The organism is Amycolatopsis sp. NPDC051061 (assembly GCF_040682935.1).
Classification (GTDB): Bacteria; Actinomycetota; Actinomycetes; order Mycobacteriales; family Pseudonocardiaceae; genus Amycolatopsis.
In genome coordinates this window covers 1-25,199 of record NZ_JBFBBZ010000034.1, presented here as the reverse complement: position 1 = coordinate 25,199, position 25,199 = coordinate 1, and the positions used below count along the sequence as shown (strand labels likewise).

General features: G+C 72.6%; 29 protein-coding genes and 1 pseudogene. 17 read left to right on the top strand and 13 right to left on the bottom strand.

From position 1 onward, the window contains the following. Positions 1-168: 168 nt before the first annotated feature. From AB0N03_RS35930 to AB0N03_RS35920, 3 genes are all read right to left on the bottom strand, one after another. Positions 169-1,380 (bottom strand): cytochrome P450, encoded by a 1,212-nt coding sequence (locus AB0N03_RS35930; RefSeq protein ID WP_364381456.1) that lies wholly within the window; start codon positions 1,378-1,380, stop codon positions 169-171. An 82-nt stretch (positions 1,381-1,462) separates the two neighbouring features. Continuing rightward, positions 1,463-1,912, bottom strand: a complete 450-nt coding sequence (locus tag AB0N03_RS35925) for a MarR family transcriptional regulator (RefSeq protein WP_364381453.1) — start codon at positions 1,910-1,912, stop codon at positions 1,463-1,465. Positions 1,913-2,005: 93 nt separating this feature from the next. After that, positions 2,006-3,076: an MBL fold metallo-hydrolase gene (locus AB0N03_RS35920; protein ID WP_364381450.1), complete on the bottom strand. Its 1,071-nt coding sequence runs from the start codon at positions 3,074-3,076 to the stop codon at positions 2,006-2,008. Positions 3,077-3,183: 107 nt separating this feature from the next. Between AB0N03_RS35920 and AB0N03_RS35915 the strand changes: the two genes are divergently transcribed. Beyond that, complete coding sequence (locus AB0N03_RS35915; protein ID WP_364381447.1) at positions 3,184-3,783, top strand: TetR/AcrR family transcriptional regulator; 600 nt, start codon at positions 3,184-3,186, stop codon at positions 3,781-3,783. On the opposite strand, the gene AB0N03_RS35910 is transcribed toward AB0N03_RS35915, so the two are convergent. The 3 genes and pseudogenes from AB0N03_RS35910 to AB0N03_RS35900 all read right to left on the bottom strand — a co-directional run bounded on the left by AB0N03_RS35910 (position 3,773) and on the right by AB0N03_RS35900 (position 5,704). Continuing rightward, positions 3,773-4,186 (bottom strand): carboxypeptidase-like regulatory domain-containing protein, encoded by a 414-nt coding sequence (locus AB0N03_RS35910; RefSeq protein ID WP_364381445.1) that lies wholly within the window; start codon positions 4,184-4,186, stop codon positions 3,773-3,775. The two genes, AB0N03_RS35915 and AB0N03_RS35910, sit on opposite strands and share 11 nt — an antisense overlap. 175 nt (positions 4,187-4,361) lie before the next feature. Further along, a pseudogene (locus AB0N03_RS35905) lies at positions 4,362-4,529 on the bottom strand (hypothetical protein); the annotation flags it as partial. 185 nt (positions 4,530-4,714) lie between these two features. Then, a complete protein-coding gene (locus tag AB0N03_RS35900; protein ID WP_364381443.1) occupies positions 4,715-5,704 on the bottom strand; it encodes a hypothetical protein in 990 nt (329 codons plus the stop codon). Between the two features lie 158 nt (positions 5,705-5,862). On the opposite strand from AB0N03_RS35900, the gene AB0N03_RS35895 reads away from it, so the two are divergent. Both AB0N03_RS35895 and AB0N03_RS35890 read left to right on the top strand, forming a co-directional pair. Then, positions 5,863-6,312: a MarR family winged helix-turn-helix transcriptional regulator gene (locus tag AB0N03_RS35895; protein WP_364381441.1), complete on the top strand. Its 450-nt coding sequence runs from the start codon at positions 5,863-5,865 to the stop codon at positions 6,310-6,312. 92 nt (positions 6,313-6,404) lie between these two features. Beyond that, the gene (locus AB0N03_RS35890; RefSeq protein ID WP_364381438.1) at positions 6,405-7,436 is read left to right on the top strand and encodes a hypothetical protein; all 1,032 of its coding nucleotides are present in this window, start codon (positions 6,405-6,407) and stop codon (positions 7,434-7,436) included. Here the strand turns inward: AB0N03_RS35890 and AB0N03_RS35885 are convergent. Next, positions 7,417-7,545 (bottom strand): hypothetical protein, encoded by a 129-nt coding sequence (locus AB0N03_RS35885; RefSeq protein WP_364381436.1) that lies wholly within the window; start codon positions 7,543-7,545, stop codon positions 7,417-7,419. The two genes, AB0N03_RS35890 and AB0N03_RS35885, sit on opposite strands and share 20 nt — an antisense overlap. Positions 7,546-7,673: 128 nt before the next feature. Further along, complete coding sequence (locus tag AB0N03_RS35880; protein WP_364381433.1) at positions 7,674-8,732, bottom strand: putative sulfate exporter family transporter; 1,059 nt, start codon at positions 8,730-8,732, stop codon at positions 7,674-7,676. A gap of 98 nt (positions 8,733-8,830) precedes the next feature. On the opposite strand from AB0N03_RS35880, the gene AB0N03_RS35875 reads away from it, so the two are divergent. After that, positions 8,831-9,577, top strand: coding sequence for a GntR family transcriptional regulator (locus AB0N03_RS35875; protein ID WP_364381432.1), 747 nt, complete (start codon positions 8,831-8,833; stop codon positions 9,575-9,577). Between the two features lie 24 nt (positions 9,578-9,601). Here AB0N03_RS35875 and AB0N03_RS35870 read toward each other — a convergent pair whose 3' ends face one another. Beyond that, positions 9,602-10,603: a serine hydrolase domain-containing protein gene (locus AB0N03_RS35870; RefSeq protein ID WP_364381429.1), complete on the bottom strand. Its 1,002-nt coding sequence runs from the start codon at positions 10,601-10,603 to the stop codon at positions 9,602-9,604. Then, on the bottom strand, positions 10,593-11,381 hold the full coding sequence (locus tag AB0N03_RS35865; protein ID WP_364381426.1) for an IclR family transcriptional regulator: 789 nt from the start codon (positions 11,379-11,381) through the stop codon (positions 10,593-10,595). The genes AB0N03_RS35870 and AB0N03_RS35865 overlap by 11 nt, the downstream gene beginning before the upstream one ends. Before the next feature lie 69 nt (positions 11,382-11,450). On the opposite strand from AB0N03_RS35865, the gene AB0N03_RS35860 reads away from it, so the two are divergent. Genes AB0N03_RS35860 through AB0N03_RS35840 form a run of 5 tightly spaced genes read left to right on the top strand, consistent with a single transcriptional unit; the run spans position 11,451 to position 16,420 of the window. Then, complete coding sequence (locus AB0N03_RS35860) at positions 11,451-12,986, top strand: ABC transporter substrate-binding protein (RefSeq protein ID WP_364381423.1); 1,536 nt, start codon at positions 11,451-11,453, stop codon at positions 12,984-12,986. Continuing rightward, positions 12,983-13,948: an ABC transporter permease gene (locus AB0N03_RS35855; protein ID WP_364381421.1), complete on the top strand. Its 966-nt coding sequence runs from the start codon at positions 12,983-12,985 to the stop codon at positions 13,946-13,948. The genes AB0N03_RS35860 and AB0N03_RS35855 overlap by 4 nt, the downstream gene beginning before the upstream one ends. Beyond that, positions 13,945-14,832, top strand: coding sequence for an ABC transporter permease (locus AB0N03_RS35850; RefSeq protein ID WP_364381418.1), 888 nt, complete (start codon positions 13,945-13,947; stop codon positions 14,830-14,832). Before AB0N03_RS35855 ends, AB0N03_RS35850 begins: the two co-directional genes overlap by 4 nt. Next, a complete protein-coding gene (locus AB0N03_RS35845) occupies positions 14,829-15,623 on the top strand; it encodes an ABC transporter ATP-binding protein (RefSeq protein WP_364381415.1) in 795 nt (264 codons plus the stop codon). Before AB0N03_RS35850 ends, AB0N03_RS35845 begins: the two co-directional genes overlap by 4 nt. Continuing rightward, the gene (locus tag AB0N03_RS35840) at positions 15,620-16,420 is read left to right on the top strand and encodes an ATP-binding cassette domain-containing protein (RefSeq protein WP_364381412.1); all 801 of its coding nucleotides are present in this window, start codon (positions 15,620-15,622) and stop codon (positions 16,418-16,420) included. Before AB0N03_RS35845 ends, AB0N03_RS35840 begins: the two co-directional genes overlap by 4 nt. Before the next feature lie 5 nt (positions 16,421-16,425). Here the strand turns inward: AB0N03_RS35840 and AB0N03_RS35835 are convergent, their stop codons facing one another. Further along, the gene (locus AB0N03_RS35835; RefSeq protein ID WP_364381409.1) at positions 16,426-17,355 is read right to left on the bottom strand and encodes an ROK family protein; all 930 of its coding nucleotides are present in this window, start codon (positions 17,353-17,355) and stop codon (positions 16,426-16,428) included. A 41-nt stretch (positions 17,356-17,396) separates the two neighbouring features. Here AB0N03_RS35835 and AB0N03_RS35830 point away from each other — a divergent pair, with 41 nt between their 5' ends. The 5 genes from AB0N03_RS35830 to AB0N03_RS35810 all read left to right on the top strand — a co-directional run bounded on the left by AB0N03_RS35830 (position 17,397) and on the right by AB0N03_RS35810 (position 21,356). After that, a complete protein-coding gene (locus tag AB0N03_RS35830) occupies positions 17,397-18,146 on the top strand; it encodes a creatininase family protein (RefSeq protein WP_364381407.1) in 750 nt (249 codons plus the stop codon). Further along, entirely contained in the window at positions 18,143-19,270 is a 1,128-nt protein-coding gene (locus tag AB0N03_RS35825) for an enolase C-terminal domain-like protein (protein ID WP_364381404.1), read from the top strand. The genes AB0N03_RS35830 and AB0N03_RS35825 overlap by 4 nt, the downstream gene beginning before the upstream one ends. Positions 19,271-19,414: 144 nt before the next feature. Beyond that, on the top strand, positions 19,415-19,786 hold the full coding sequence (locus AB0N03_RS35820) for a GntR family transcriptional regulator (RefSeq protein WP_364381401.1): 372 nt from the start codon (positions 19,415-19,417) through the stop codon (positions 19,784-19,786). Continuing rightward, positions 19,783-20,661: an ABC transporter ATP-binding protein gene (locus AB0N03_RS35815; protein ID WP_364381676.1), complete on the top strand. Its 879-nt coding sequence runs from the start codon at positions 19,783-19,785 to the stop codon at positions 20,659-20,661. The genes AB0N03_RS35820 and AB0N03_RS35815 overlap by 4 nt, the downstream gene beginning before the upstream one ends. Beyond that, positions 20,661-21,356 (top strand): hypothetical protein, encoded by a 696-nt coding sequence (locus AB0N03_RS35810; protein ID WP_364381399.1) that lies wholly within the window; start codon positions 20,661-20,663, stop codon positions 21,354-21,356. Before AB0N03_RS35815 ends, AB0N03_RS35810 begins: the two co-directional genes overlap by 1 nt. Before the next feature lie 3 nt (positions 21,357-21,359). On the opposite strand, the gene AB0N03_RS35805 is transcribed toward AB0N03_RS35810, so the two are convergent. After that, a complete protein-coding gene (locus AB0N03_RS35805; protein ID WP_364381396.1) occupies positions 21,360-21,560 on the bottom strand; it encodes a DUF302 domain-containing protein in 201 nt (66 codons plus the stop codon). 216 nt (positions 21,561-21,776) lie between these two features. Here AB0N03_RS35805 and AB0N03_RS35800 point away from each other — a divergent pair, with 216 nt between their 5' ends. Next, entirely contained in the window at positions 21,777-23,126 is a 1,350-nt protein-coding gene (locus tag AB0N03_RS35800; RefSeq protein ID WP_364381393.1) for an MFS transporter, read from the top strand. Next, positions 23,123-23,899 (top strand): N-acyl homoserine lactonase family protein, encoded by a 777-nt coding sequence (locus AB0N03_RS35795; protein WP_364381391.1) that lies wholly within the window; start codon positions 23,123-23,125, stop codon positions 23,897-23,899. Before AB0N03_RS35800 ends, AB0N03_RS35795 begins: the two co-directional genes overlap by 4 nt. On the opposite strand, the gene AB0N03_RS35790 is transcribed toward AB0N03_RS35795, so the two are convergent. Further along, positions 23,877-24,533, bottom strand: coding sequence for a TetR/AcrR family transcriptional regulator (locus AB0N03_RS35790; RefSeq protein ID WP_364381388.1), 657 nt, complete (start codon positions 24,531-24,533; stop codon positions 23,877-23,879). The two genes, AB0N03_RS35795 and AB0N03_RS35790, sit on opposite strands and share 23 nt — an antisense overlap. Positions 24,534-24,656: 123 nt before the next feature. Between AB0N03_RS35790 and AB0N03_RS35785 the strand changes: the two genes are divergently transcribed. Further along, on the top strand, positions 24,657-25,199 hold a 543-nt coding region (locus tag AB0N03_RS35785), incomplete at its 3' end, for a shikimate dehydrogenase (protein WP_364381674.1).

The window sequence follows — 25,199 nt, the reverse complement described above, 5'->3', positions numbered from 1 at the left end:
CCGGCCACGACCACCCGCCGGGGACTCATTCCTCGATCCGGATGGCCGGCGCGGGGCAGATCGCGGCCGCTTCCCGGACGTCGGCGGCGGCGAGCACGCACTGCCCGGACGCGACGCAGGCGTCCTGGTCGATGCTCACCTTCACGGGCTCCTCTGTGGACGGTCGGGCTACCAGGTGACGGGCAGTTCGTAGACGCCGTAGACCTGGCCGTCGTGCTTGAAGGGGAGTTCGTCGATGCCGGTGGCGAGGCTCAACGCCGGGATGCGGCGGAAGAGGGTCGAGTAGGCGACCTGCAGTTCCACCCGGGCGAGCGGCTGCCCGAGGCACTGGTGCACGCCGAAGGCGACGTGCCGGCGGGCGTCGCGCGTGATGTCGAGCTTGTCGGGGTCGGCGAAGACCGCGGGGTCGCGGTTGCCGACTTCGCCGGCGAGCACGATGCCTTCGCCGGCGCGGATCGTCTCGCCGCCGTACTCGATGTCGTCGAGCGCCACCCGCCGGCGTCCCATGTGGACGATGGTGAGGTAGCGCAGCAGCTCCTCGACCGCCCCGGCGACCAGTTTCGGGTCGTCGGTCTCGCGCAGCGCCGTCAGCTGGTCCGGGTGCCGGAGCAGGGCCGCCGTGCCCAGGGCGATCATGTTGGCGGTGGTTTCGTGCCCGGCGACGAGCAGGAGCATGCCCATCGCCGCGGCGTCGCGCCGAGTCAGCTCACCGGTGCGGACGCGCCGGGCGGCGAGGTCGGAGAGCAAGTCGTCGGCGGGTTCGGCGAGCTTGCGGCCGATGAGGTCGTCGAGGTAGCCGATGAGGCGCTGCTGCGCGGCCACCGATTCCGCCGGGCCGGCGTCGCGCTTGACGAGGAGCCGGCTGTTCTCCTGGAAGAAGCCGTGGTCGGCGTAGGGCACGCCGAGCAGCTCGCAGATGACCAGCGACGGCACCGGGAGCGCGAAGGCCTGCACCAGGTCCACGGGTTTCGGGCCGGCGAGCAGGTCGTCGAGCAGCTGGTCCACGACGCGCTGGACGGCGGGCCGCAGCGCCTCGATCCGCTTGATGGCGAACGGCGCGGTCACCATCCGCCGCAGGCGTGCGTGGTCCGGGTCGTCCATGGAGATGAACGTGCGCGCCTGGGTGCGCCGGGCCACCATGGCCGGGCTCGAGCTCGGGTAGCCGTCCCGGGTGGGATCGGCGCTCACCCGCCGGTCGGACAGCAGGGCGCGCACGTCTTCGTGCCGGGTGACCAGCCACGGTGTGCTGCCGTCCCACAGCTTGATCCGGGTGAGCGGCGCGGTTTTCTGCAGCCCGCGGATCTCGGGCGAGGGGTCGAACGGGCAGCCCTTCGCCCGCGGCGCGGGGTATTCCGGCAGGGACTCGAGCGTGGTGGTCATGGCTCTCCCTTTCCGTAGGCGGTCGCCTACGTTCGGTGACGGGGTGCGGGCATGGCGAAACCCGGCGCGAACCGGGTGGTGGTCAGGCTCCGGCGGGCTGGGAACTGGGGTCGCGGGCGGCGTCGACGAGCCGGCGGACCACCGGCAACGCCACGTTCATGGCCAGCCGCAGCGCCGCCGCGTCTTCTTCGGGCAAGGCCGCCAGCAGTTCGGCGAGGCGCCGGTGGCGGTCGTCGCGCCGGGCCGCGAGCAGCGCGCGGCCGGGTTCGGTGAGCGCGACCAGGGACGCGCGCCCGTCCTCCGGGTCGCTGATCCGGGACACGAGCCCGTGGCGCTCCAGGCGCTGGACGAGCTGGCTCATCGACGGCTGGCTGACCGCTTCCGCCGTGGCGAGCGTGGTCAGGCGGAGCGGGCCTTCGCGCTGAAGCCGGGCCAGTGACGCCAGAGCCGTGATCGACAGGCCTTCCCGGCCGGTCAGGTGCCGGAGGACAAGACCGGCCATCTCATCCAGTGCGTCCGCGACGTCGTCCATGGTTCAACTTGTATCACTGGGCTATGTGAATGTCCAACGCGCACGGTGGTGGATTGTGTACTATGGGCGAAGTTGCATAGTTAGCATGTACAACTATGAGTCGGTCCGGGTCACTCGCGCGGGAGAAGCGCCGTACCCGGGCCACGCGAGGCGTCCCCGGTCGGCGAGGTACTCGATGTGCGCGACGGTCTCGGCCACCGCGCTCAGCCGCATGTAACCGATCTCCGGCCACGGCCGTGACCACGTCAGCCGCGTGGCGATCTCCCACGGCGTCGGCCGCCCGTGCTCGCCGACGACGGCGAGGATTTCCGCGCATCGCCGCTCGTGGTGTTCGCGCAGTCCTTCGCTGCGCCGGGCGAGCCCGCGGAAGCGGTACTCGTGCGCGGGCAGCGCGTCGTGGTCGTCGAAGGTCGCGGTCCGCTCCAACGAGCGGAGGAACTGCCCCAGGGGTGGCTCGGCGGCGCCCGGCCACGAACCGATCGCCGGGGTGATCCGGGGCAGCACGTGGTCGCCGGTGAGCAGCAGCTGAGCGTCGGGCTCCTGCAAGCACAGGTGGCCGGGGGTGTGCCCGGGCGTCCACACGGCCCGCAACCGGCGGCCGCGCACCGGGACGAGGTCGCCGTCCTCCAGCAGGACGTCGGGTTCGGGGAGTTCGCCGGCCGGGCGCGGGGCGCGCTCGAGCGTGCCGAGCAGGTCGGCGATCTCCGCCTCGGGCGCTCCGCAGCCGCGCAGCCACGTCGTGATTTCGGTCCGGGTGTCGCCGTGTTCGTCGCGCCGGCGCTGGGGTAGCGTGTCGCGTTCGGCCGGGTGCATGCCGATCCACGCGCCGGATTCGGCGCGCAGGCGGCCGGACAGCCCGTGGTGGTCGGGGTGGACGTGCGTGGTCACGATCCCGGCGACGTCGGCGGTCGACGCGCCGGCGGTCGCGAGCCCGCCGAGCAGGGCCGTCCAGCCTTCGTCGGTGTCCCAGCCGGGGTCGACGACGACCAAGCCGTCGTCGGCGGGCACGAGGTAGGACAGCGTGTAGCGCAACGGGTTGTCCGGAATCGGCACCGGCACCGACCACAGCCCGCCCGGCAGCTTCTCCACCGGCGGCGGCCGCCGCGCCAGCCACGCCGCCCGCTGCTCGATCCCGAGCACCTCGATCCCCGGATCGACCGCCATCGCGCACCTCCCCACGAGATACTGAACAAGGTGCGTCCAGTAATCACCCGACCCTATACTGACCGAATTCCGTTCAGCAATGATCGGGCCGGGACGAGGTGAGGCGCATGACGGGCGAGGCCGCGATCGCCGGTCGCCCGCGCGATCCCGAGGTCGACCGGCGGGTTCTGCGCGCGGCCGCGGAGGTCTTCGGCGAGGACGGCTGGGGCCGGTTCACCGTCGACTCCGTGGCCCGCCGCGCCGGAGTCGGCAAGGCGTCGATCTACCTGCGCTGGCCGAACAAGAAGGAACTGCTGACCGGCTGCCTGGAAGCGCGGATCACGCCGGTCGCCGACATCGACACCGGCTCGGTGCGCGAGGACCTGGTCCGGCTCGCGGAGCAGCTGCTGACCGCGTTCTTCGGCGAGTCGGGCCGGGCGACCACCCGGCTGCTGCTGGAGGCCGACCGGATCCCCGGCGTCGCCGAGCGCGTGGCCCGGCTGCGGCAGGCGGAGGTGCTTGCCGCGCGGTCGATCGTCCGGCGCGGCATCGCGCGCGGTGAGCTGCACCGCGACACCAGCGTCACCCTGCTGCTGGACGCCGTCGTCGGTGGCTGCCTCAACCACGCCTTGGCGACCCCGGCCCACCTGCGGCCCCAGGTCGCCGCCGGCCTGACCGACTATGCGGGCCGGCTGGTGGACTTCGTTCTCGGCGCCGTCAGCCGGTGAAGGGCGTCCGGACGTCGCGGCGGTGGCACGGGCGAAGTGCCGAGGGGGGCTGCGGCCGGGCCATCGCCAGCCAGATGTCCTGCACCGCCGGCCGTCCGCGGGCCGGCACCGTCGAAGCGGCCGGGGCGTGCCCGTCCGCCGTGGTGATCAGGACGTACGAGCCCGCGCGCGGGGCTTCCAGCGTGAACGCGCCGCCGGCCGTCGACGTCGCCCGGGCGGTCTGCCGGCCGTGGGCGTCGACGAGGGTCAGGCTCGCTCCGGGCAGGGGTGCGCCGCCCGAACCGTGGACGCGGCCGTGGATTTCGGTGACGCACGGTGCGGCGGGCTCGGCGAGCTGACCGGGTTCCTCGCCGGTGGCGATCTCGTGCAGGAGCCGCCGCAGGTGGATCAGCTCGAGCAGCACGGGCGCGTCCGCGCGGGAGCAGTGCAGGGAAAGCGTGACTTCGGCGAGGCCGAGCAGGGCGGCCGGATCCCGCTCGCCGGGGTCGGCGACCGCGGTCGCGACGTCGGCGAGCGCTCGCGACGAAGAAGATCATGTAGGCGTAGGACAGGCGCTGCAGGTAGAAGCCGCAGAACATGCTGCCGACGATGACCACGAGCACCGCTGTGGTGTTCCCGGCGGTCAGGTGGGCGAGCGCGATGCCGGCGCCGAGGCCGACCAGCGTGCCCAGCACGCGGTTGACGGACTTGAGGAACACCTCCGAGCGGGTCGCCGTGCCGGTGAACGCGACGAACGCGGCGATCACTGCCCAGTAGTAGCGCTGCTCGGACAGCAGCCGTCCGAGCACGATGGCGAGCCCGCCGGCCACGGCGACCTGCACGGCCTGGCGGGTGGTGAAGTCCAGGCGGCGCAACGGGTTCCACGCCCGGCCGCGGGGTTCGACGTCGCCGGCCGCGGCGGCCGAACCCGGCAGCGCGCCCAGCGCGATCGTCACGGCGGTTCGAAGTCGGCGGTTTCGGCGAGCCCGTCGCGGTCGGCGCGGCGGACGACGCCGAGGTAGTCGGTGACCGCCACGGCCACCAGCCGGGCGGGGGAGGTGCCCGCGTGCGCCAGCAGCGCTTCGGCGGCGCGCCCGGCGGCGGCGTAGTCGTTGCGGGCGAACAGGTCGAGCACGCGCGCCGCGCTCTGGCCGAGGTCCCGGTCCGGCTCGGCGGCCAGCTGGGTGCAGGCGGTGACGAGCAGGTCGATCGCGAGCTGCGCGTCGATGGTCGTGCGCCGGATCGCCGCCGGCGGGACGGCGTCCGGCAGCACGGGCACTTCGGCCGACCACGCCTCGATCATCAGCGCGGACTCGGCGAGCCGGGCCTGCGCCGCGTGGACCCGCCGCACCGACCGGCCGTCTTCGAGCAGGGTGGCGCAGCGCCGGACGACCGTGCGGGCCCGGGCGCCGAACGCGCGGCGCGTGCGGGCGAGGGTGCGGCCCGGGTGGCCGCGCAGCACCGTCAGCGACAGCAGCAGCACCCAGACGCTCGCGATGACGACGGCGACGAGCATGGCGGGCAGGCCGTCGAGGGTGGCGTGCAGGAACGCGGCGAAGAAGTAGCCCATCCAGACCATGAAGCCGTAGAAGAAGAACGGGATGCCGAACCGCCGGACGAACACGGCGGCGAACATCACGACGACGAACACCGCGAGCATCAGGTCGGTGTGCGGGGCGACCAGGACGCCGACCAGCATCCCGAGCCCCATGGCCACGGGGAACAGTGCCGCGGTCCGCACCTTGGGCCACACCGCGGTGCCGGACAGGGCCATCGACCCCATCATCGCGGTGATGGCGCCGAGCAGGACAGCGACCAGGGTGGCTTGCGGCCCGGCTCCGGTCAGTGTCGCGTAGCCGTACAAGACGGCGAGGCCGGTCGTCATGGCGACGGCGGCCGAAACCGCGCTCCACAGCCGCGTCAGACCCGGATCGGAGCCCATCGCCTTGTCCCTGATCCGGTGGATCGTCCTCGCCGCGCGTCCCATCCGAGTGACTTCTCCCGCCCTTCGCCATAGATGTCGGTATCATGCCGACATTTATCGGTATGATACCGACATGGCTTGCGGCCGGGCAATCGGCCGGAAGGGAGGTTTCCGGCATGGACGCGCTCGACCTCATCGAGGCCCACACCGCGGTCATGGTGCGCAACTTCGAGCTGCTGAGCCGCCGGACCGACATCTACGACGAGGTCGACCGCGCGGGCTACCTCCTGCTGCGCACGCTGGAGGCCACCGGGCCGGCGGACATCACGACGCTGGCGGCGAAGCTCGGCCTGGACCCGTCGACGGTCGGCCGCCAGGTGTCGGCGATGACGACGGCCGGCCTGGTCGAGCGCGCCCCGGCCACCGGCGACCGCCGTCGGAGCATCGTCGTGGCGACGGCGGAGGGGCAGGCACGCGCCCGCCGGGTGCACGACCGCCGCCGGGCCAACCTGGCCGAGATGTTCGCGGGCGTGCCGGAGGAACAGCTACGGGTGATCGGGGAGTCGTTCGCCCGCTACAACCAGGCGGTCGCCCGCCAATACGACGTGAGCCTCTTGCCGGACTGAGCGCGCGGAACCCGGGTTCGGTAGCGCCCGGCCCGGTGCAGCCTGGGGTTGTTCCGCGGCCGAGCCGCCCTTCGAGAGTCCGGAGTACATCGATGCCGGCCGTGCAGGACATCGCCGCGCCGACCCACCGCGGCCCGGTCGCTCTCGCCCGCGGGTTCCTGACCGGCGGCGTCGTCGGAGGGACGCTGAGCGCGTTCGTCGTCGGCATCATCATCGAGCGGGTGCCGCTGATCCTGGCGAGCCTGGGACTTCCGCTCGTCTACGGCGGGCTGCTCTTCGTCGCCGGCATCCCGCGGCGTACCCGGGAAGCGGCGGTCGTTCCCCGCGTGGCGCTCGCGAAGGTCGAGAGCCTGCGCGCGGGCGGCACCGAAACGGGCGACGTGCCGGTCGACTTCGTCCTCACGGTCGCCCCGGACGAGGCGCCGTCGTTCCGGGTCGAAGTGACCCACCACGTCAACCTGGTCGACCTCCCGGGCCATCGGCGGGGAGACGTCGTCGTGGTCGAGTACCCGCCGGACCGGCCGTGGAAAGCCCGGATCGTGCCGCGCCCGGCGCCGGAGTGGGAGCGGCGGAAAGCGGGTGCCGTCGTCGAATCCGCCCCGGAGTCCACTCTGGTGCGGACTCCGCCGGAGGGCGGTGCGGTCGGAGCGGTCACCTCGACGGGATTGCTGCTCGCCGCCGCCGTCGTCTTGGTGCTGTTCCGTGCCGAGCTGTTCGGCCCGGAGACCTCCGAGCGGCCGCCCGAGTCGTCGGCCACGTCGGTCACGTCGTCTTCGGGCTCGGCGACCGTGACCGTGGGGCCGGACCAGACCCTGCTGGACGCGGGGGAGCTGCGCCGGGTCGTCGAGTCCCTGGCGCGGACCGCGGACGTTTCCCAGGTGCTCACCGCGGTCGTCCAGGACCGGCGGCTGTCGGTGGTGTTCGCGCCCACCGGCGTGGCCGTCCCGCGGTTCGACCTGCGCACCCTGCCCGTCGACCGCCTCCCGGACCTGGTCCGGAAGGCCACGAGCACCCTGGACGTCGGCTCCCCGCGGACCTGGCAGGTCACGGCGGACCCGTTCACCGTCCGCGTCACCGTGACCGGCCCCGAGGGCAGTTCCTCCCTCACCGCGGACGGTGGATGACGGAACGCTCGCGGGGCTGCGGCCAGCCCGCCACGTGGGCGGTGTGCTCCACCCGGTGCCGGGCCGGCTCGACGTCACCCTCGATGGTGACGTCGGCGGCGCCGGTCACGGGGAGCCGGCGGGTCAGCGCCGGCAGCCAGTGATTTCGCCGGACCGCGGACGGTCACGTCGGCGGTGCCGCTGCCAGGCTGCTCACGATTCGAGAACCTACCGGAGGATCCTCCTCGACCGGCCGGCTCAGAGCGTGCCGGTGAGGGCCTGCAGCCCGAGGCTCGTCGCGGCGACGGCGAGCCAGAGCAGCCCGCCGAGCAGCAGGGGCCGGGCACCCGCGCGGCGCATGTCCGCCAGGCGCAGGGAAAGCCCGATCCCGGCCAGCGCCGTGGTGATCAGGAACGCGCCCAGCGCCGAAAGCGCGGGGTGCCACGACGCGGGGATGACGCCGAGGCTGTTCAGCGCGGCCGCGGCGAGGAAGCCCAGCAGGAACAGCGGAACGATCCGGCGCCAGGGCATCGCGGCCACGGTCGAACCCGGGCCGGCTCGCCGGGCTTCGCGGCGAGCCTTGAGGAGGGCCAGCACAATGACGATCGGGATCAGGGTGAGTGTGCGGGTGAGCTTGACGACGATGCCGTGGGCCCCGGCGTCGCCGCCGTAGGCGAAGGACGCGGCGACGACCGAGGAGGTGTCGTTGATCGCGGTGCCGGCCCAGAGGCCGAAGGCGTGCGGGCTCAGGCCGAGCAGGTGCCCGAGCGGCGGGAACAGCAGCACCGCGGCGATGTTGAAGGTGAAGATCGTGCCGAGGGCGTAAGCGACGTCGGCTTGTTTCGGCTTGAGGACGGCGGTGGTGGCGGCGATCGCGGACGCGCCGCAGATCCCGGTGCCGACGCCGATGAGGGTCCGGGTGTCGCCGCGGACGCCGAGCCACCGGCCGAGCAGCCACGCGCCGCCGAGGGCGACGGCGAGGGTGCCGAGCAGCACCGGCAGCGAGCCGCCGCCGACCGTCAGCACCTGGTGCAGCGACAGGCCGGTACCCAGCACCACGATCGACGACTGCAGCACCGGCTTCGACGCCACGGCGTAGCCCGGCGTCCACCGCTCGGCGCGCAGTCCCGGTACGACGGCGGCGGCGAGCGCGCCGAGCAGGATGCCGAAGACCGGGCCGCCGACGACCGGGACCAGGGTGCCCAGCCCGGTCGCGACCGCGGCGACCGCGACGGCGATCAGCAGGCCCGGTACTGATGGCGTCGGCCGGGTCGGCTCCGCCGTGGCCGGCGTCGCGACCACTCCGACCTGAACCATCGACCCTCCCGAGGCAAAATGTACGTACATTCAACTTAGATGATGTACGGACATTTGGCCACGGGTAGGGTCGGGCGCGACGAGCCGGGGAGGAAGCCATGCCACCGCGGACGCTGAGCCGCTCCGGCTCCGAGCCGCTCTGGCGCCAGTTGAGGCGCGAGCTGCTGGCCAGGCTCGACGCCGGGGAGTTCACCGACCAGTTCCCGGGTGAACTGGCGCTGGTCGAGGACTACGAAGTGAGCCGCAGCACGGTGCGGCAGGCGCTGCGGCAATTGCGGGCGGACGGGGTGATCGTCGCCGAGCGGGGGCGGCAGCCGCGGGTGGCGCCGCCGGCCGAGATCGCCCAGCCGCTGGGGGCGCTCTACAGCCTGTTCGCCTCGGTGGAGGCGGCCGGGCTTTCGCAGCACAGCGTCGTGCGCACGTTCGACATCCGGGCGGACGCGCTCGTCGCCGAGCGGCTGGAGCTCGAGGCGTCGACGCCGCTGGTCTACCTGGAACGGCTGCGGCTCGCCGGCGACGAGCCCCTGGCGCTGGACCGCGTCTGGCTTCCGGCCGACCTGGCGAAACCGTTGCTGCAGGCCGACTTCACGCACACCGGGCTCTACGCCGAGCTCGCGCGGCGGACCGGGGTGCGGCTCGACCACGGCCGGGAAGAGGTGCACGCGGTCATTCCGACCGCGGCCGAGCGCGCCCAGCTCGCCTGCGCGCACGACGTCGCGGCGTTCGCGATCAACCGGCTCAGCCATGCCCGCGGCCGCCCGGTGGAGTGGCGGCACACCCTCGTCCGCGGCGACCGCTATTCGCTGACCGCGGAGTTCTCGGCCGCCGGCTACCGGCTCGTGTGACGTCCGGGGCCGCGCGAGCCGTGGCTACCCGATGGTCACCGCGGCGTCGTGGAACGCCCGGCGGACCGCCGAAACGTCCCGGGCCCGGCTCGGGTGCACGCGGTTCGTCAGCAGCACGTAGTACCGGCGGCGGGCGGGCTCCACCCACAGGCTCGTGCCCGTGAACCCGGTGTGGCCGTAGGAATCCGGCCGCAGGGCGGTACCGACGGGCGAGCCGGGGACGTCCAGTCCCTGCCACGCCAGACCGCGGCGCAACCCCTGCGTGTGGCACGCGATCATCTCCGCGTGCGTCTCCGGCTTCAGCAGCGGGGACGCGCCCGCCGCCAGGATCCGGCCCAGGCGGGCCACGTCCGCCAAGGGTGCGAACAAGCCCGCGTGCCCGCAGATCCCGCCCAGCACCACCGCGTTCTCGTCGTGGACCTCGCCGGTCACGACCCGGCCGCGCCACGGGCAGTCCTCGGTCGCCACCGCGTCGTCCACCGGGCCGAACCCCGTGTCCCGCAGGCCCGCCGGGGTCGTCACCAGGTCCTCGACCAGACGATCCAGCGGCCGTCCCGAAGCCGCCGAGGCGATCAGGCCCAGCAGGATGAACCCCTGCGACGAGTACTCCACCCGGCTGCCCGGCGGGGCCGGCAGCGGGGTCGTCCGGATCGCTTCCAGCAGGTCCGTCCGCGTCGGGAAAGTGCGCCACAGCGGGGTCCCGCCGGGCAGGCCCGAGGTGTGGGTCAGCAGCTGCCGCACGGTGATCGACGCTTTGTCGGTGCCCCGGTACGACGGCAGGTGACGGGGGAGCGGGTCGTCGAGGGACAGCGCGCCGGCCTCCGCCAGGGCCGCCACCACGATGCCCGCCACCGGCTTGGTCACCGAGGCCAGGTCCCACCGGCTCGCCTCCGTGACCGGCGGCCCGTCCCACCAGCGCGTGCCCAGCATTCCCTCGTCGAGCACCTCGTCCGCCGTGCCGACCGACCACGCCGCGGCCGAGAAGACCCGCGCGTCCCGCGCCCGGGTCAGCAGTTCAGCGAGCATCGACCGCTCGCAACGTCGTCCCGGCGAGCACCGCCGAGAGCCGGTTCGCCGCCTCGGCCACCAGCGGGCCCAGCACGTCGAAGCTCGACGGCTGCAGCGTGAACGTCAGCCCGGACACGCTCACCGCGCCGACCACCGCGCCGCCGGCGTCCAGCACCGGGGCGCCCAGGCAGCGCACGTGCGCCTCGAACTGCTCGTCGTCCACCACGTAACCTGCACTGTCCACAGTGGCCAGTTCGGCCCGGATCGACGCCGGTTCGGTCATCGTCTTCGCGGTCCGCGCCTCGAGAGGGCCGCCGAGTACCGCGTCCACTTCGGACTCGGGCAGGCGCGAGAGGATGGCGCGGCCGACCGCCGTGCAGTACAGCGGCACTTCGCCGCCGGGCCGGGTGTTGAGCTGGTACGCCTGGTCCGGCTCGAGCTTCTCGACGTACACCGCCCGGTCGCCGTGGCGTACCGCGTAGTGCACCGTGTGGCCGGTCCGCCGCTGCAGGTCGGCCAGGACCGGCCGCAGCGGCCGCGTGCCCGCCAGCGCCGCCGCCGAGAGCCCCAGCAGCCGCGGGCCCACGGCGTAGTGCCCGCTGCCCGCGCCCACGGCGTACCCGGCCTCGGCGAACGTCTGCAGCATCCGGTGCACGGTCGGTTTCGGCAGGTCACAGGCCTGCGCCAGGTCGGCCAGCCGGTGCGGCCCGCCGGGGCCCGCCAGTGTCGCCAGCACCTCCAGGGCCTTCTCGACCGCGCCTCGGGATGTGGGGGAAGCGTTGACAGCGTGGTTCACGGCGCCTAGCTTAGCGCAATCGCGTTCCATTTGACGGAACGCTCTTCCGCGAGACGGAAAGGAGGCGCCGTGTCCCCACTGTCGCGCCGCGACGCCCTGAGGCTCGGCGGGCTCGCGCTCCCCGCGCTGGCTCTGCCGGGACTGCTGTCCGCGTGTGGCACCGCCGCCGGCGCCACCGGCGGTGTGCTGCGGGTCGCGCAGACGTCGGACCCCAAGACGCTCGACCCGCAGAAGCAGGGCGACATGACCTCGATGAACGTGCTGACCAACCTGTTCGACACGCTCACCACCCGCGGGCCGGACAACCGGCTCGCGCCCGGTCTCGCGCTGGAGTGGTCCTCGCCCGACCCGCTCACCTGGCGCTTCAAGCTGCGCCCCGGCGTCAAGTTCCACAACGGCGAGCCGTGCGACGCCAACGCCGTCGCGTTCAGCATCAACCGCCTGCTCGACCCCGCCACGAAGTCGCCGATCGTCGAGCTGCGCTACGTCAAGCAGGCCGTGGCGGTCGACGCGCTGACCGTGGACCTGCGCTGCGCCCAGCCCGACCCGATCATCCCGGCGAAGGTGTCGCTGTTCGGCGGCGTCGCCGTGCCGCCCGGGTACCTCAAGCAGGTCGGTAACGCCGGGTTCGCGAAGCACCCGGTCGGCACCGGTCCGTTCACCTTCGTCGAGTTCCAGCGGGACCACCAGCTGCGGATGCGCGCGAACCCGGCGTATTGGGGCGGCAAGCCGGCCTTCGACGAGCTGGTGTTCCTCCCGATGGCCGACCCGTCGTCGGCGCTGGCCTCCCTGCAGAGCGACGAGGTGGACCTCGTCGCCAACCTGACCCCGGACGCCGCCTTACAGCTGAAGGGCTACAAGGGCGTCGCCATCCGGAACTTCCCCGGCATCCGCACGTCGTACCTGTCGCTCGACACCACCAGCGGTCCGCTGCGCGACGTGCGCGTCCGCCGGGCGCTCAACCACGCCGTCGACGTGCCGCTGCTGATCAAGGCGGTGCTCGACGGCAAGGCCCGCGAGGTGCCGACGATGTTCCCGCGCGAGTCGTTCGGCTTCGACGCCTCGATCGCGCCGTTCACCCGCGACGTCGGTTTGGCGAAACAGCTGCTCGCCGAGGCGGGTTTCCCGGACGGCTTCGACACTTCGCTCACCGCGCAGACCGCCGATGGCAACCTCGCCGAGGCGATCTCCGGCCTGCTCGCCCGCGTCGGCGTCCGGGCGCGGGTGGACCTGGTCGACGCCGGCACGTACAGCAGCCGGCTCACCTCCAGCAACCGCGGCGCCCTCGGCCCGATCTACCTGGCCGCCAGCACCGGCTGGACGCTCGACGCCGAAAGCCTCGTGCAGTCCAACGTCCGCCACGACCGGCGCCAGAGCCGCTGGCACAACACCGACGCCGACCGCCTGGTCGACGCCGAGGAGCAGTCGCTCGTCCCCGCCGACCGGCAGCGGGCCTTCACCGGCCTGCAGCGGCTTCTGAAGCAGGAGGCGCCGTTCGTGTTCCTCTACCAGATCGACAACGTCTGCGCGGTCAACACGCGTCCACAGTGGACGCCGGGCGTGGTCGGCGTGCTGAACATGGCGAAGGCGGGGGTGACCGCGTGACCACCGTCGCCCGCACCCGCCGCCCGGCGGCCGGCGCCGGCGTGCTGCGCACGGTCGCCACCAAGGTGCTGACCGCCGTCGTCGTGCTGTTCTTCGTGGCCACGGCGGCGTTCTTCCTGGTCCGCCTCTCGGGCGACCCGGTGAAGCTGATCCTGCCGCCGGACGCCACCGCCGCGCAGGAGGCCACGTTGCGCGCGAGCCTCGGGCTCGACCGGCCGCTGCTCACCCAGTACCTCGACTACCTCGGCGGTCTGCCGCGGCTGCACCTGGGCACGTCGCTCGTCTACGACCAGCCGGTCGCCGACGTGCTGCTCGCCCGCGTCCCGGCGACGCTGGAACTGGCCGGTTCGGCCCTGCTGCTGGCCCTGCTGATCGCGATCCCGGCCGGCACGTTCGCCGCGCTGCGCCGGGGCCGCGCGGGCGACACCGGCGTGATGACCGGGGTCCTCGTCGGCCAGTCGACCCCGGCGTTCTGGGTCGGGATCCTGCTGGTCCTCGTCTTCGCCGTCCGGCTGCAGGTGCTGCCCGCCTCCGGCTACGGCGGCTTCGAGCACCTGGTGCTGCCCGCGGTGACCCTGGCCGTGTACTCGGTCGCGGTGATCGCGCGGCTGCTGCGGACGTCGCTGATCGACGTGCTCGGCGCCGACTACATCCGCACGGCCCGGGCGAAGGGCCTCGGCACCGGCGGCGTCGTGTTCGCCCACGGCCTGCGCAACGCCGCGCTGCCGGTGGTCACCGTCGTCGGGCTCGAGGTCGGCTCGCTGCTCGGCGGGGCGATCCTCACCGAGCAGGTGTTCTCGTGGCCCGGCCTCGGCCGGCTCACCGTGGAAGCCATCCAGAACCGCGACTTCCCGCTCGTGCAGGCCGCGGTGCTGTTCTTCGCCGCCACGTTCGTCGTGGTGAACCTGCTGGTCGACCTGTCCTACACGCTGCTCGACCCGAGGGTGAGGGTGACCGCATGACTGCCATCGCTTTTCCGGCGGCCCGGGCCGCGCGCCCGAACGTGGTCCGTGCGGTCTTGCGCAGCAAACTCGGCGTCGTCGCGCTCGCCGTGCTCACCCTGATGGTGCTGGTGGCCCTGTTCGCGCCGCTCATCGCGCCCTACGACCCGGGCGCGCAGGACCTGCTGGTGCGGCTGCACCCGCCTGCGTGGGCGGCCGGTGGCGACGCCTCGCACCTGCTCGGCACCGACCAGCTGGGCCGCGACATCCTGTCCCGGCTCTGCTACGGCGCCCGCGTCTCGCTGCTCGTCGGCGCGTGCGCGGCGCTGCTGGCCGGCGTCGTCGGCGCGGCGATCGGCCTGGTCGCCGGGTTCCTCGGCGGCTGGTTCGACCGGATCCTCATGCGGATCGCCGACATCCAGCTCGCGTTCCCGTCGATCCTGCTCGCGCTGGCCATCGTCGGCTTCCTCGGCTCCGGCCTCTGGTACGTCGTGCTGGTGCTCGGCTTCACCGGGTGGGTGTCCTACGCCCGCGTGATCCGCTCCGAGGTGCTTTCGTTGCGCACCAGGGAGTTCGTCACCGAGGCGCGCGCGATCGGCGTCACCGACTTCACGATCATGCGGCGGCACCTGCTGCCCAACGTGATGGCGCCGCTGGCGACCATCGGCACCCTGCACGTCGCCGCGGCGATCGTGGCGGAGGCGTCCCTGAGCTACCTCGGCCTCGGCGTGCCGAAGCAGACCGTGACCTGGGGCGGCCTGCTCGCCGACGGGCAGCTGTACCTCGGCACGTCGTGGTGGGTGGCCGTGTTCCCCGGGGTCGCGCTGATGCTCACCGCACTGGCCGTCAACCTCACCGGCGACGTGCTGCGCGACGTCGCGGACCCGAAGGCGTACCGCTCATGAGCCTGCTGGAGATCACCGACCTGCGCGTCGAGTTCCACGTGGACACCGGCGCGGTGACCGCCGTCGACGGCGTCAGCCTGGCGGTGGAAGAAGGCGAGACCCTGGCGCTGGTGGGGGAGTCCGGCAGCGGCAAGACGGCGACGGCGCTGTCGGTCCTGCGGCTCAACCCCGAGCCGCCGTGCGTCTACGCGGGCGGTTCGGTGCTCCTCGACGGCCGCGATGTGCTGCGGCTGCCCGAAAAGGAGCTGCGCAAGATCCGCGGCAACGACGTCGCCATGGTGTTCCAGGATCCGATGACGAGCCTGAACCCGGTGAAGCGCGTCGGTGCCCAGGTCGCCGAAGTCGTCCGGAAGCACCGGGGCGCGTCGCGGACCGAGGCGCGCGCGGCGGCCGTGGAAGCGTTGCGGGAAGCCGGGATCCCGGACCCCGAGGGCCGGGCTTCCCAGTACCCGCACCAGCTTTCCGGCGGGTTGCGGCAACGCGTGATGATCGCGATGGCGCTGGTCGGCCGGCCGCGGGTGCTCATCGCCGACGAGCCGACGACGGCGCTGGACGTCACCGTGCAGGCCCAGATCCTCGACCTGCTGGTGGACCTGCAGCGGCGCCACGGCATGGCGATCCTGCTGATCACCCACGACCTCGGGGTCGTCGCCGAAGTCGCCGACCGGGTCGTGGTCATGAACACCGGGCGGGTCGTGGAGACCGGCGACGTGGTGCCGCTGTTCGAGGCGCCGCGGGAGGACTACACGCGCGAGCTGCTGCGTGCGACACCGAAGGTGGAGCGGGTATGACGAACCTGGTCGAAATCCGCGGGCTGCGCAAGGACTACGGCGCGCTGTCCGCTGTGGACGGAGTCGACCTCGACGTCGTCGCGGGCGAAACCCTGGCCGTGGTGGGGGAGTCCGGCAGCGGCAAGACGACCCTGACCCGGCTGCTGCTGCGGCTGCTCGAACCCACCGCGGGCACGGTCCGCTTCGACGGCGACGACCTGTCGGCGCTGCCGCCGCGCCGGCTGCGGAAGGTGCGGCGCCAGATGCAGGTGGTGCTGCAGGACCCGTATTCGAGCATGAACCCGCGCCTGCGCGTGACGGAGATCGTGGGCGAGCCGCTGGTGACGCACGACGCGGCCTTGCGTGGCCGTCGTGGGCGGGCCCGGGTGCGCGAGCGCGTCGCGGAGCTGCTCGACGCGGTCGGCCTGCCGCCGCAGGTGCAGGACCGCTACCCGCACGAGTTCTCCGGCGGGCAACGCCAGCGCATCTCGATCGCGCGGGCCCTGGCGCTTCAGCCGCGGCTGGTGGTGCTCGACGAGCCGACCAGCGCGCTGGACGTGTCCGTGCAGGCCCAGGTCCTGGACCTGCTCGCGGGCCTGCAGCAGCGGCTGGACCTGACGTACGTGTTCGTGTCGCACAACCTCGCGGTGGTGCAGCAGATCGCCGACCGGGTGGCGGTGATGCGCGCCGGGAAGATCGTCGAGCTGGCTGGGTCGAAGGAGCTGTTCCGCGCACCATCGCACGAGTACACGCGGAGCCTGCTGGACGCGGTGCCGAACCCCGATCCGCGGTTGGCGCGGCGGCGGGTGACGGCGTGAGCGGGTCAGTGGTGCGAGAGCACGAGCCCGGCGCCGCCGAGCAGGGCGACGTCGTCGGCCGGGCCGGGGCTGACCACCACCCGGGGTGGCTCGGCCCCGCTTGCCCACGACGAGTCTTCCCGCAGCCGCTCTTCGATGCGCGACCGGAAGTGCTCGCCGCCGTCGGCGGCCTCGCCGTGCAGCACGAACAGGCCCGGTGCGAACAGCTGCTGGATGTTCACCAGCCCGAGCGCGATGTTGGCGGCGTACTCGTCGAGCAGGGGATGCCCGGCCAGCTCGCGCACCGAGTCCGCCTCCAGGCCCCGGCGCGAAGCCTCCGCCCGCAGCCACGGCGTCGTCGCGACGGTCTTCCAGCAGCCCCGCGCGCCGCACGTGCACGGGCGGCCGCTCGCGGCGACCGTCATGTGCGCGCCGCTGCGGCCGCCCGGCGGGGCCAGCACCTCGCCGCCGTAGAGGATCCCCACGCCCAGCACCTCGCCGGTGGACACGGACGCGAACGTGGTGCGGCCGCGGCCTTCGCCGAACCAGCGGTCGCCCAGGACCTGCAGGCGCGCCCGGTGTTCGATGTGGACCGGCACACCGGCCACAGTGGACAGGACGTCCGCGACCGGATAGCCGTGCAGCGCGGGCACTTCGTTGACTTCGATGATCACGCCCGTCGCGGAATCGACGAGACCCGCGGCGGCGACGCCGATGCCGACCGGCGGGGCGGGGAACCGGGTGACCGCGGCCAACGCGGCATCGATCTCGGCCCGGTCGGCCGTGCCGCGCGGGTACGTCGCCTCCGCGCGCCACACGACCACGCCGGACAGCTCGACCAGCGCCGCCCGGACCCGGCCGGGCAGCAGCTCGACCGCACCCAGCAGCGGGCCGCCGGCCTCGGTCGCGGCCGGCGCCGGGACCAGCCGCAGGGCCGGGCGTTCGCCGGTGCTCATGGGGTCACGATGCCACGACCGGCGACGAGAGGGGAGATCAGATGCCCGAACTGACGGGGATGACCTGGCGGGAGGTGCGCTCGGCGGCGCAAAAAGCGATCGCCGTGCTGCCGATCGGCTCGCAGGAACAGCACGCCGGCCACCTGCCGATGGGCACCGACACGATGCTCGCCGAGGCCGTCACCGATCGCGCGCTCGAGCGCCTCGGCGGGGACCCGGCCGTGGTGCGCCTGCCCGCGTTGCCGTTCGGTCACAGCCCGCACCACCTGTTCGCCGCCGCGGTGTCGCTGCGCGCGGCGACGCTGCAAGCCGTGCTCGCCGACGTCCTGGACTCCCTGGCCACCAGCGGGTTCCGGCGCGTCCTCGTGGTCAACGGCCACGGCGGCAACGACGAGATCATGCGGCTGGCGGTCAAGGACTACGCGCTGCGGGCCGACGTCGCCCTGGGTGCGTGCTCCTACTTCTCACTCGGCGAGCACAGCGGGTCACCCGGGCACGCGGGGCACTACGAGACGTCGCTGATGCTCGCCGCGCACCCGGCCCTGGTCCGCCCGCGCGAGCCACGACCCGACGTCACGCCGCCGCCGCTGTTCGCCGAACCGCCGTACCCGGGCCTGACCGCCGAACGCCACGGTGAATGGCCCCGCGCCGGCGGCAGCACCGACGACGCCACCGCCGCCACCGCCGAAGACGGCGCCGGCCTGCTCGAAAACCGGGTGACCGCCCTCGTCGACGCGATCCGCGCGTTCGACGCGGCCACCCGCGCAACCCACGCCGAAGGGGAGGCATGAAGATCACCGACGTCGACGTGCGGGTCGTGAACCTGCCGTTGACCAACCCGTTCACCAGCTCGTTCGAGACCAAGACGGGCGAGACCCGCACGGTGGTGCGGCTGCGCACCGACACCGGGGTCACCGGCTGGGGCGAGACCATGTGGGGCCGCCCGGTCGCCGAACTCGTCCGCAAGCTCGGTGCGGAGCTGATCGGCCGGAGCCCGTTCGAGCTGGAGGCCTTCCACCGGCGCCACCACATGGTGCCGTTCTTCCACGGCTACCTCGGCTACGCGGCGCTGGCGGCCCTCGACGTCGCGTGCTGGGACCTGATGGGGCACGTCACCGGCCAGTCCGTGACGAACCTGCTCGGCGGCCGGGTCCGCGACGACGTGCCGATCACGGCGCTCGTCACGCGCGCCGACGCCCCCGGCGCGTCGGGTCGCGAACTGGCCCAGGGCATCGCCGAACACGCGGCGAAGGTGGTCGCGCAGGGCGGGTTCACGGCGGTGAAGCTCAAGGGCACCACGGACGTCCGCGGCGACGTCGCGATCATGCGCGAGCTGCGGCGCGCCTTGCCCGATGTCGAGCTGCGCGTGGACCCGAACGCGGCGTGGTCGGTCCCCGACTCGATCCGCGCCGGGCTGGCGCTGGAGGAGCTGGACCTGGAGTACCTCGAGGACCCCTGCGTCGGCATCGAGGGGATGGCCCAGGTGCGCGCGAAGGTCCGGATCCCGTTGTGCACCAACATGTGCGTGGTCCGCTTCGAGGAGTTCGCGCCGGCGGTCCGCCTCGGCGCGGTCGACGTGATCCACGGGGACGTCTACAAGTGGGGCGGCATCGCGGCGACGAAGGCGCTGGCCGCGCACTGTGAGACGTTCGGCCTCGGGATGAACCTGCACAGCGGCGGCGAGCTCGGCATCGCGACGGCGGCGCACCTGGCGGTGGTGGCGAGCACACCGGTGCTGTCCCGGGCGATCGACAGCATGTATTACCTGCACGAGGACGACATCGTGGAGCCGTTGGAGCTGACGGCCGGCCGGCTGCGGGTGCCGTCCGGGCCCGGGCTGGGTGTGACGGTGAACGAGGACAAGCTGGCTCACTACGCGGAACGCAATGAGCGGGAAGGCGATTTGACGGGCTGAGCGACGACGCTCCCGGCAGGCCGTCCGCGATGTGCGGGCGGCCTGCCTGTTTTCCCGCGCCTCTCGACCCTCGGCCTTGACAGACACCACCCGAGCCTCCATGGTTAGTTACATGAGTAACGAACCGACGAACCGCCCCGTGCGGTGGTCGGCGTGAAGGACGACGGACGGCCGCTCTTCCTGCAGATCGCCGAGCAGATCGAGAGCTCGATCGTCGACGGCAGCCTGGCCGCGGACACGCAGGTGCCCTCGACCAACGAGCTCGCGGCCTTCCACCGGATCAACCCGGCGACCGCGGCCAAGGGCATCAACCAGCTCGTCGCCGACGGGATCCTCTACAAGAGACGAGGCATCGGCATGTTCGTCGCGACGGACGCTCGCGCCCAGCTGCTGGAGCGGCGGCGCCGGGACTTCACGCGACAGTTCCTCACCCCGCTGATGGCGGAGGCGGGCAAGCTCGGCATGGGCGCCGAGGAGATCAAGAAGCTGATCGACGTCTGGGAGCCGCAGTGGTGAAAGTGGTGCGCACGACCGGGGTGACCAAGCGCTACGGCCCGCTCGCCGCGCTGGACGGCGTGAGCCTGGAGCTCGCCGGGGACACGATCCACGGCCTGCTGGGCCGCAACGGCGCCGGCAAGACCACGTTGATGCGGATCCTCACCGGGCAGGCCTTCGAAACCGGCGGCGCGGTGGAGGTCTTCGGGCAGCACCCGTACGAGAACGCCGACGTGCTTTCGCGGGTCTGCTTCATCAAGGAGAGCCAGCACTACCCGGAGAAGTTCCGCGTGAAGCACGCGCTGCGGGCCGCGCGACTGCTCTACCCGAACTGGGACGACGCCTACGCCGCCGCGCTGCTGGCGGACTTCGCCGTCCCGGCCGGTGGGCGGATCAGCACGCTCTCGCGCGGCCGGCTCTCGGCGGTCGGGGTGATCATCGGGCTGGCTTCGCGGGCTCCGCTGACCCTGTTCGACGAGCCCTACCTCGGCCTCGACGCCGTTGCCCGGCAGCTGTTCTACGACCGGCTGCTCGCCGACTTCGCCGAGCACCCGCGCACGATCGTGCTGTCCACGCACCTGATCGACGAGGTCAGCGACCTGATCGAACACGTCGTGCTGCTGGACGCGGGCCGGGTGCTCATCGACACCGACGCGGAGTCGTTGCGCGGCGAGGCCGTAGCGGTGACCGGGCCCGCCGAGGCCGTCGAGCGTTTCGCCGCGGGCCACGAGGAACTGCACCGCGAGCGGATCGGCGGCTCCCTGCGCGTGACCCTCACCGGCGCCCGCGACCGGTACGAGCCCGGGCTGGACTTCGAGCCGGTTTCGTTGCAGCAGCTGGTCGTCCGCACCACCCAAGCCCACGGCGGGCCGGTCGCCGCCGGGAAGGAATCCTGATGGCACGCGTGCTCGACGTCGCGCGGATCCAGCTGGTCAACTGGCCGGTCCTGCTCGGTTACCCGCTGGGCCTGCTGGCCGTGCTGCCGCTGCTGGGCTGGGGCATCGACGTCTCCAACGGCGAAGGCGCGCTCGGCGCGCACGAGATCTACCTGCTGCCGGCGCTGTGGGGCGTGGTCGGCCCCGCGCACCTGCAGTCGATGACGCAGGTGTTCCCCTTCGCACTCGGGCTCGGCGTGACCCGCCGGACGTTCGCCGCGGCCACCGCGCTGGTCGTCCTCGGCCAGGCCCTGCTCCTCGGGTTCGCGATGATGGTGCTCGACGTCGTCGAGCGGTCGACCGGCGGCTGGGGCCGGGAGGCGCGGATCTTCGGGCTGGACGTGCTGGGCGGGCACGACCCGCTCGCGCTGTGGTTCGTCTACAGTGGACCGCTGGTCGCGGTGGCCGCGATCGGGGTGCTGGCGGGCGTGGTGTTCCAGCGCTGGCGCCAGACGGGGATCTACCTCGCCCTCGCCGGTGCCGTCGCGCTGATCGCCGGGGTCAAGGTCCTGGTGGCGAAGCGGAGCTGGTGGCCCGCGATCGGCGAGTTCCTCGGCGGTCAGCCGTCGTTCGCGCTCTACACCGCCTGTCCCGTGGTGCTCGCGCTGGTGCTCGGCGGCGCGGCGTGGCTGGTCCTGCGGCGCGCGACCGCCTGAGGGTCAGTCCTGGATCGCCTGGCGCGCCAGGTTCTCGACGGCGGAGGCGGTCGCCGTGACGACGCCGTCCGTCGCCGGGGACAGGCCGTGGCGGCGCGCGATCCAGGCGACCTCGTCGTAGGTCACCCGGGTCTGGCCGTGCTCGTCCTCCCAGACGAGGAACTTCAGCGGCAGGTCGATGCCGGCCGCCTGGTTCTCCTGCATGAGCAGGGTGCGGGCCGCCGTTCGGAGAGCGCCCGATGTCCCTCATCATCGCACTTCCAGGCCATCGTCGATTCAGGCGCCGGCCCGGGGAGGGCGCCGGAAAATCGGCCCTTGACAAGCCCGCGACCGCCGTTCAATCTCTCTAATTAACCGTACGGTACATACCTGACCGGTTAGTTACTTGGACTGCACCGGCGCACCGTGGAGGAGATTGACGTGACCGATCGTCCGGAGGGCGCCAGCGGCGCCCCGCCCGCGGGCCGGCCCGCCAAGGCGGCCTTGGCCGCGTGGATCGGCAGCGCGCTCGAGTACTACGACTTCTTCATCTACGGCACGGCGGCCGCGCTGGTCTTCAACAAGATCTTCTTCCCGGCTTCGTCGCCGGCGACCGGCACGCTGCTCGCGCTGTCGACGTTCGGCGTCGGCTACGTGTCGCGGCCGCTCGGGGCGCTGCTGCTGGGGCACCTGGGTGACAAGTTCGGCCGCAAGCGCGTCCTGCTGATCACCCTGCTGCTGATGGGGCTGTCGACCGTGCTCGTCGGCTGCCTGCCCGGCTACGGCACCCTGGGTGTCGCCGCGCCGATCCTCCTGGTCGCCCTGCGGTTGCTGCAGGGCCTGTCCGCCGGCGGGGAGCAGGCCAGCGCGAACTCCATGAGCCTCGAGCACGCTCCGGAACACCGGCGCGCCTACTACACGAGCTTCACGCTCAGCGGCACCCAGGCCGGGCAGATCCTGGCGACGGCGGTGTTCCTGCCGGTCGCCGCGCTGCCCCAGGAAGCGCTGCTGTCGTGGGGCTGGCGGGTGCCGTTCTGGCTCAGCGCCGTCGTCGTGCTGGTGGGCTACTTCATCCGCCGTTCGCTGGACGAGACGCCGGTGTTCCAGGAGGAGGTCGCCAGCGGCGAAGTCGTGAAGCTGCCGCTGGCCGTGCTGCTGCGCGACCACTGGGCCGACGTCCTGCGCGTGGTCGTGGCCGCGCTGATCGCTTCCGTCAGCACGATCTTCACCGTCTACGCGCTCAGCTACGCCGTGAACACCGTGGGCCTGAACAAAACGCCCATGCTGTGGGTCGGCGTGCTGGCCAACGTCGCCGCCGTGGTCTCGATCCCGTTGTGGGCCAAGTTCTCCGACCGCTTCGGGCGCAAGAAGATCTTCATGGCCGGATCGCTGGGCTGCGCGATCCTGATCTTCCCCTACCTGGGCGCTATCGCGGCCGGCAGCTACCTCTGGATCTTCGTCGTCGGCATCGGGATGTTCGGCATCGTCTACACCGCCACGAGCGCCGTGTGGCCGTCGTTCTACGGCGAGATGTTCCCCGCCCGGGTGCGCTTGTCGGGCACCGCGATCGGGACCCAGATCGGGTTCGCGATCAGCGGGTTCCTGCCGACCATCGCGGTCGGGGTCACCGGAACGGGCCACGGCGCGTGGGTGGGCGTCGCCGTGTTCACCGCCGCGTTGTGCCTGGTGAACATCATCGCCGTGGCCACCGGGAAGGAGACCTACCAGGTGCCGACCGCGCGGCTGGGCCTCAAGGAGCCGGCGCGCAGCGAGGTCGGCGTCCCGCGATGAGCGAGTTCGAGGTCCACGCGCTCTGCTACGGCCGGCGCACCGGGTATCGCGGTGAGCACTTCCTGGGCTACGGCAGGGATTCCGCGGAACCCCACCCGACCGCCTACTACGTCTGGCTGGCGGTCTCGCCGGAGCACACGGTGCTCGTCGACGCGGGCATCCGGGCGGAGCGGGCGCGGGCGGTGGACGGGCTCGATTACGTCGAGCCCGTCCGGCTGCTCGCCGAGCTGGGTGTCGATCCGAGCGCGGTCGGCCACGTCGTCCTGACGCACCTGCACTACGACCACTGCGGCACGGTGGCCGACTTCCCCGGCGCGCGGTTCGTCGTCCAGCAGTCCGAACTGGACTACTGGACCGGACCGTGGGCCAAGCGGATCGAGCGGGAACGGTGGCTGCTCGACGAAGTCGCCCTCGACCACCTGCGGTCCGGACGCGCGGACCTGGTCGATGGCGACGCCGAGGTCGTGCCCGGCCTCAGCGTCCACCTCGTGGGCGGGCACACGGCCGGGATGCAGGTCGTCCGGGTCGAGACCGCCGCCGGTCCGGTCGTGCTGGCCTCGGACGCCAGTCACTTCCACGAAAACCTCGAGAACGATCACCCGGCGCCGCTGCTGCACTCGATGACCGGGGTGTACGGCGCCTTCGACCGGGTCAAGGAGCTGGCCGGCCCCGGCCCGGTCGTTCCCGGGCACGATCCGGCGGTGCTCGCCCGGTACCCGACGGTCGGCGACACCGGCCGGATCGTGCGGCTCAGCGCGTGGTCAGGTAGCTGACGAGCAGGTCGGCGACCATGCGCCGGTGGTGGTCGCGGAAGGCGGGATCCAGCATGTCGCGGTCGAAGATGGCGTTGAACGTGTAGCGGTTCGCCGTGCGGAACACGCAGAACGCGCTGATGGCCATGTGCACGTCGAGCGCGTCGACGTCGTCGCGGAACTGCCCGGCTTCGCGACCGCGCGCGAGGATGCGGGTGAGCACGTCGAGCGCCGGGTTGGCCAGGTTGGACAGCGCGGTCGAGCGGGCGATGTGCTCGGCGCGGTGGATGTTCTCGATGCTGACCAGCCGCACGAAGTCCGGGTGGGATTCGTGGTGGTCGAAGGTGAGCCCGGCGAGCTGCCGGATCGCCTCGGCGGGGTCGAGGTGGTCGACGTCGAGGTCCTGCTCGAGGGAGCGGATGACCGTGTAGGCCCGTTCGAGCACCTCGACGAAGAGCTGGTCCTTGTTGGTGAAGTAGTAGTAGATCATCCGCTTGGTGGTGCGGGTCTTCGCGGCGATCTCGTCCACCCGGGCGCCGTCGAAGCCCTTTTCGGCGAACTCGCGGGCGGCGGTGTCGAGGATCTCGGCGCGCGTGCGGTCCGCATCGCGGATGCGTCCGCTGTTCGCCACTGCGTCCGACGATGGTGCTGCCACGGACTTCCTTCCTCGCGTCAGCTGGTGTCCCCACTGTAGGACGTCGCCGCGGCCCTTCACGGCGGCGACACCATGAGGTACAAATAACGTACTGGTTCGTACATTAGGAGCGTACTCGTGATCTTGTCTTCGGCCGCCGACGCGATCCGCGCGCACGCAGCGCGGGCGACGCCGGGCACGGTGCTCACCGGGCTGATCGGCGCGGGGATCGGACCGTCGCTGAGCCCGCCGCTGCACGAGACCGAGGCCCGCCGGCTCGGGGTGGAGCTGGTCTACCACCGCTTCGACCTCGACGACCTCGGCGCGCCGGCCACCGCCGTCGGTCCGCTGCTGGCCGCCGCCCGCGACGCGGGGTACCGCGGGCTGAACATCACGCACCCGTGCAAGCAGGTGGTGCTGGCGCACCTGGACGAGCTGTCCCCGGACGCCGCCGCGCTGGCCGCGGTCAACACCGTCGTGTTCGAGGACGGCCGGGCGGTCGGGCACAACACCGACTGGTCCGGCTTCGCGCGGGGCCTCCGGACCGGGCTGCCCGACGTCGAGCTCGGCTCCGTCGTCCTGCTCGGGGCGGGTGGGGCCGGCGCCGCGGTGGCCCACGGGCTGCTCACGGCCGGCGCGGGCCGGATCCGGGTCTTCGACCTCGACGCCGGCCGGGCCGCGGCGCTC

Coding starts and splice junctions, on each gene's coding strand:
- AB0N03_RS35930 (WP_364381456.1), bottom strand. CDS start 1,380: ATGACCACCACGCTCGAGTCCCTGCCGGAATACCCCGCGCCGCGGGCG.
- AB0N03_RS35925 (WP_364381453.1), bottom strand. CDS start 1,912: ATGGACGACGTCGCGGACGCACTGGATGAGATGGCCGGTCTTGTCCTC.
- AB0N03_RS35920 (WP_364381450.1), bottom strand. CDS start 3,076: ATGGCGGTCGATCCGGGGATCGAGGTGCTCGGGATCGAGCAGCGGGCG.
- AB0N03_RS35915 (WP_364381447.1), top strand. CDS start 3,184: ATGACGGGCGAGGCCGCGATCGCCGGTCGCCCGCGCGATCCCGAGGTC.
- AB0N03_RS35900 (WP_364381443.1), bottom strand. CDS start 5,704: ATGGGCTCCGATCCGGGTCTGACGCGGCTGTGGAGCGCGGTTTCGGCC.
- AB0N03_RS35895 (WP_364381441.1), top strand. CDS start 5,863: ATGGACGCGCTCGACCTCATCGAGGCCCACACCGCGGTCATGGTGCGC.
- AB0N03_RS35890 (WP_364381438.1), top strand. CDS start 6,405: ATGCCGGCCGTGCAGGACATCGCCGCGCCGACCCACCGCGGCCCGGTC.
- AB0N03_RS35880 (WP_364381433.1), bottom strand. CDS start 8,732: ATGGTTCAGGTCGGAGTGGTCGCGACGCCGGCCACGGCGGAGCCGACC.
- AB0N03_RS35875 (WP_364381432.1), top strand. CDS start 8,831: ATGCCACCGCGGACGCTGAGCCGCTCCGGCTCCGAGCCGCTCTGGCGC.
- AB0N03_RS35870 (WP_364381429.1), bottom strand. CDS start 10,603: ATGCTCGCTGAACTGCTGACCCGGGCGCGGGACGCGCGGGTCTTCTCG.
- AB0N03_RS35850 (WP_364381418.1), top strand. CDS start 13,945: ATGACTGCCATCGCTTTTCCGGCGGCCCGGGCCGCGCGCCCGAACGTG.
- AB0N03_RS35845 (WP_364381415.1), top strand. CDS start 14,829: ATGAGCCTGCTGGAGATCACCGACCTGCGCGTCGAGTTCCACGTGGAC.
- AB0N03_RS35840 (WP_364381412.1), top strand. CDS start 15,620: ATGACGAACCTGGTCGAAATCCGCGGGCTGCGCAAGGACTACGGCGCG.
- AB0N03_RS35835 (WP_364381409.1), bottom strand. CDS start 17,355: ATGAGCACCGGCGAACGCCCGGCCCTGCGGCTGGTCCCGGCGCCGGCC.
- AB0N03_RS35830 (WP_364381407.1), top strand. CDS start 17,397: ATGCCCGAACTGACGGGGATGACCTGGCGGGAGGTGCGCTCGGCGGCG.
- AB0N03_RS35825 (WP_364381404.1), top strand. CDS start 18,143: ATGAAGATCACCGACGTCGACGTGCGGGTCGTGAACCTGCCGTTGACC.
- AB0N03_RS35810 (WP_364381399.1), top strand. CDS start 20,661: ATGGCACGCGTGCTCGACGTCGCGCGGATCCAGCTGGTCAACTGGCCG.
- AB0N03_RS35805 (WP_364381396.1), bottom strand. CDS start 21,560: ATGCAGGAGAACCAGGCGGCCGGCATCGACCTGCCGCTGAAGTTCCTC.
- AB0N03_RS35795 (WP_364381391.1), top strand. CDS start 23,123: ATGAGCGAGTTCGAGGTCCACGCGCTCTGCTACGGCCGGCGCACCGGG.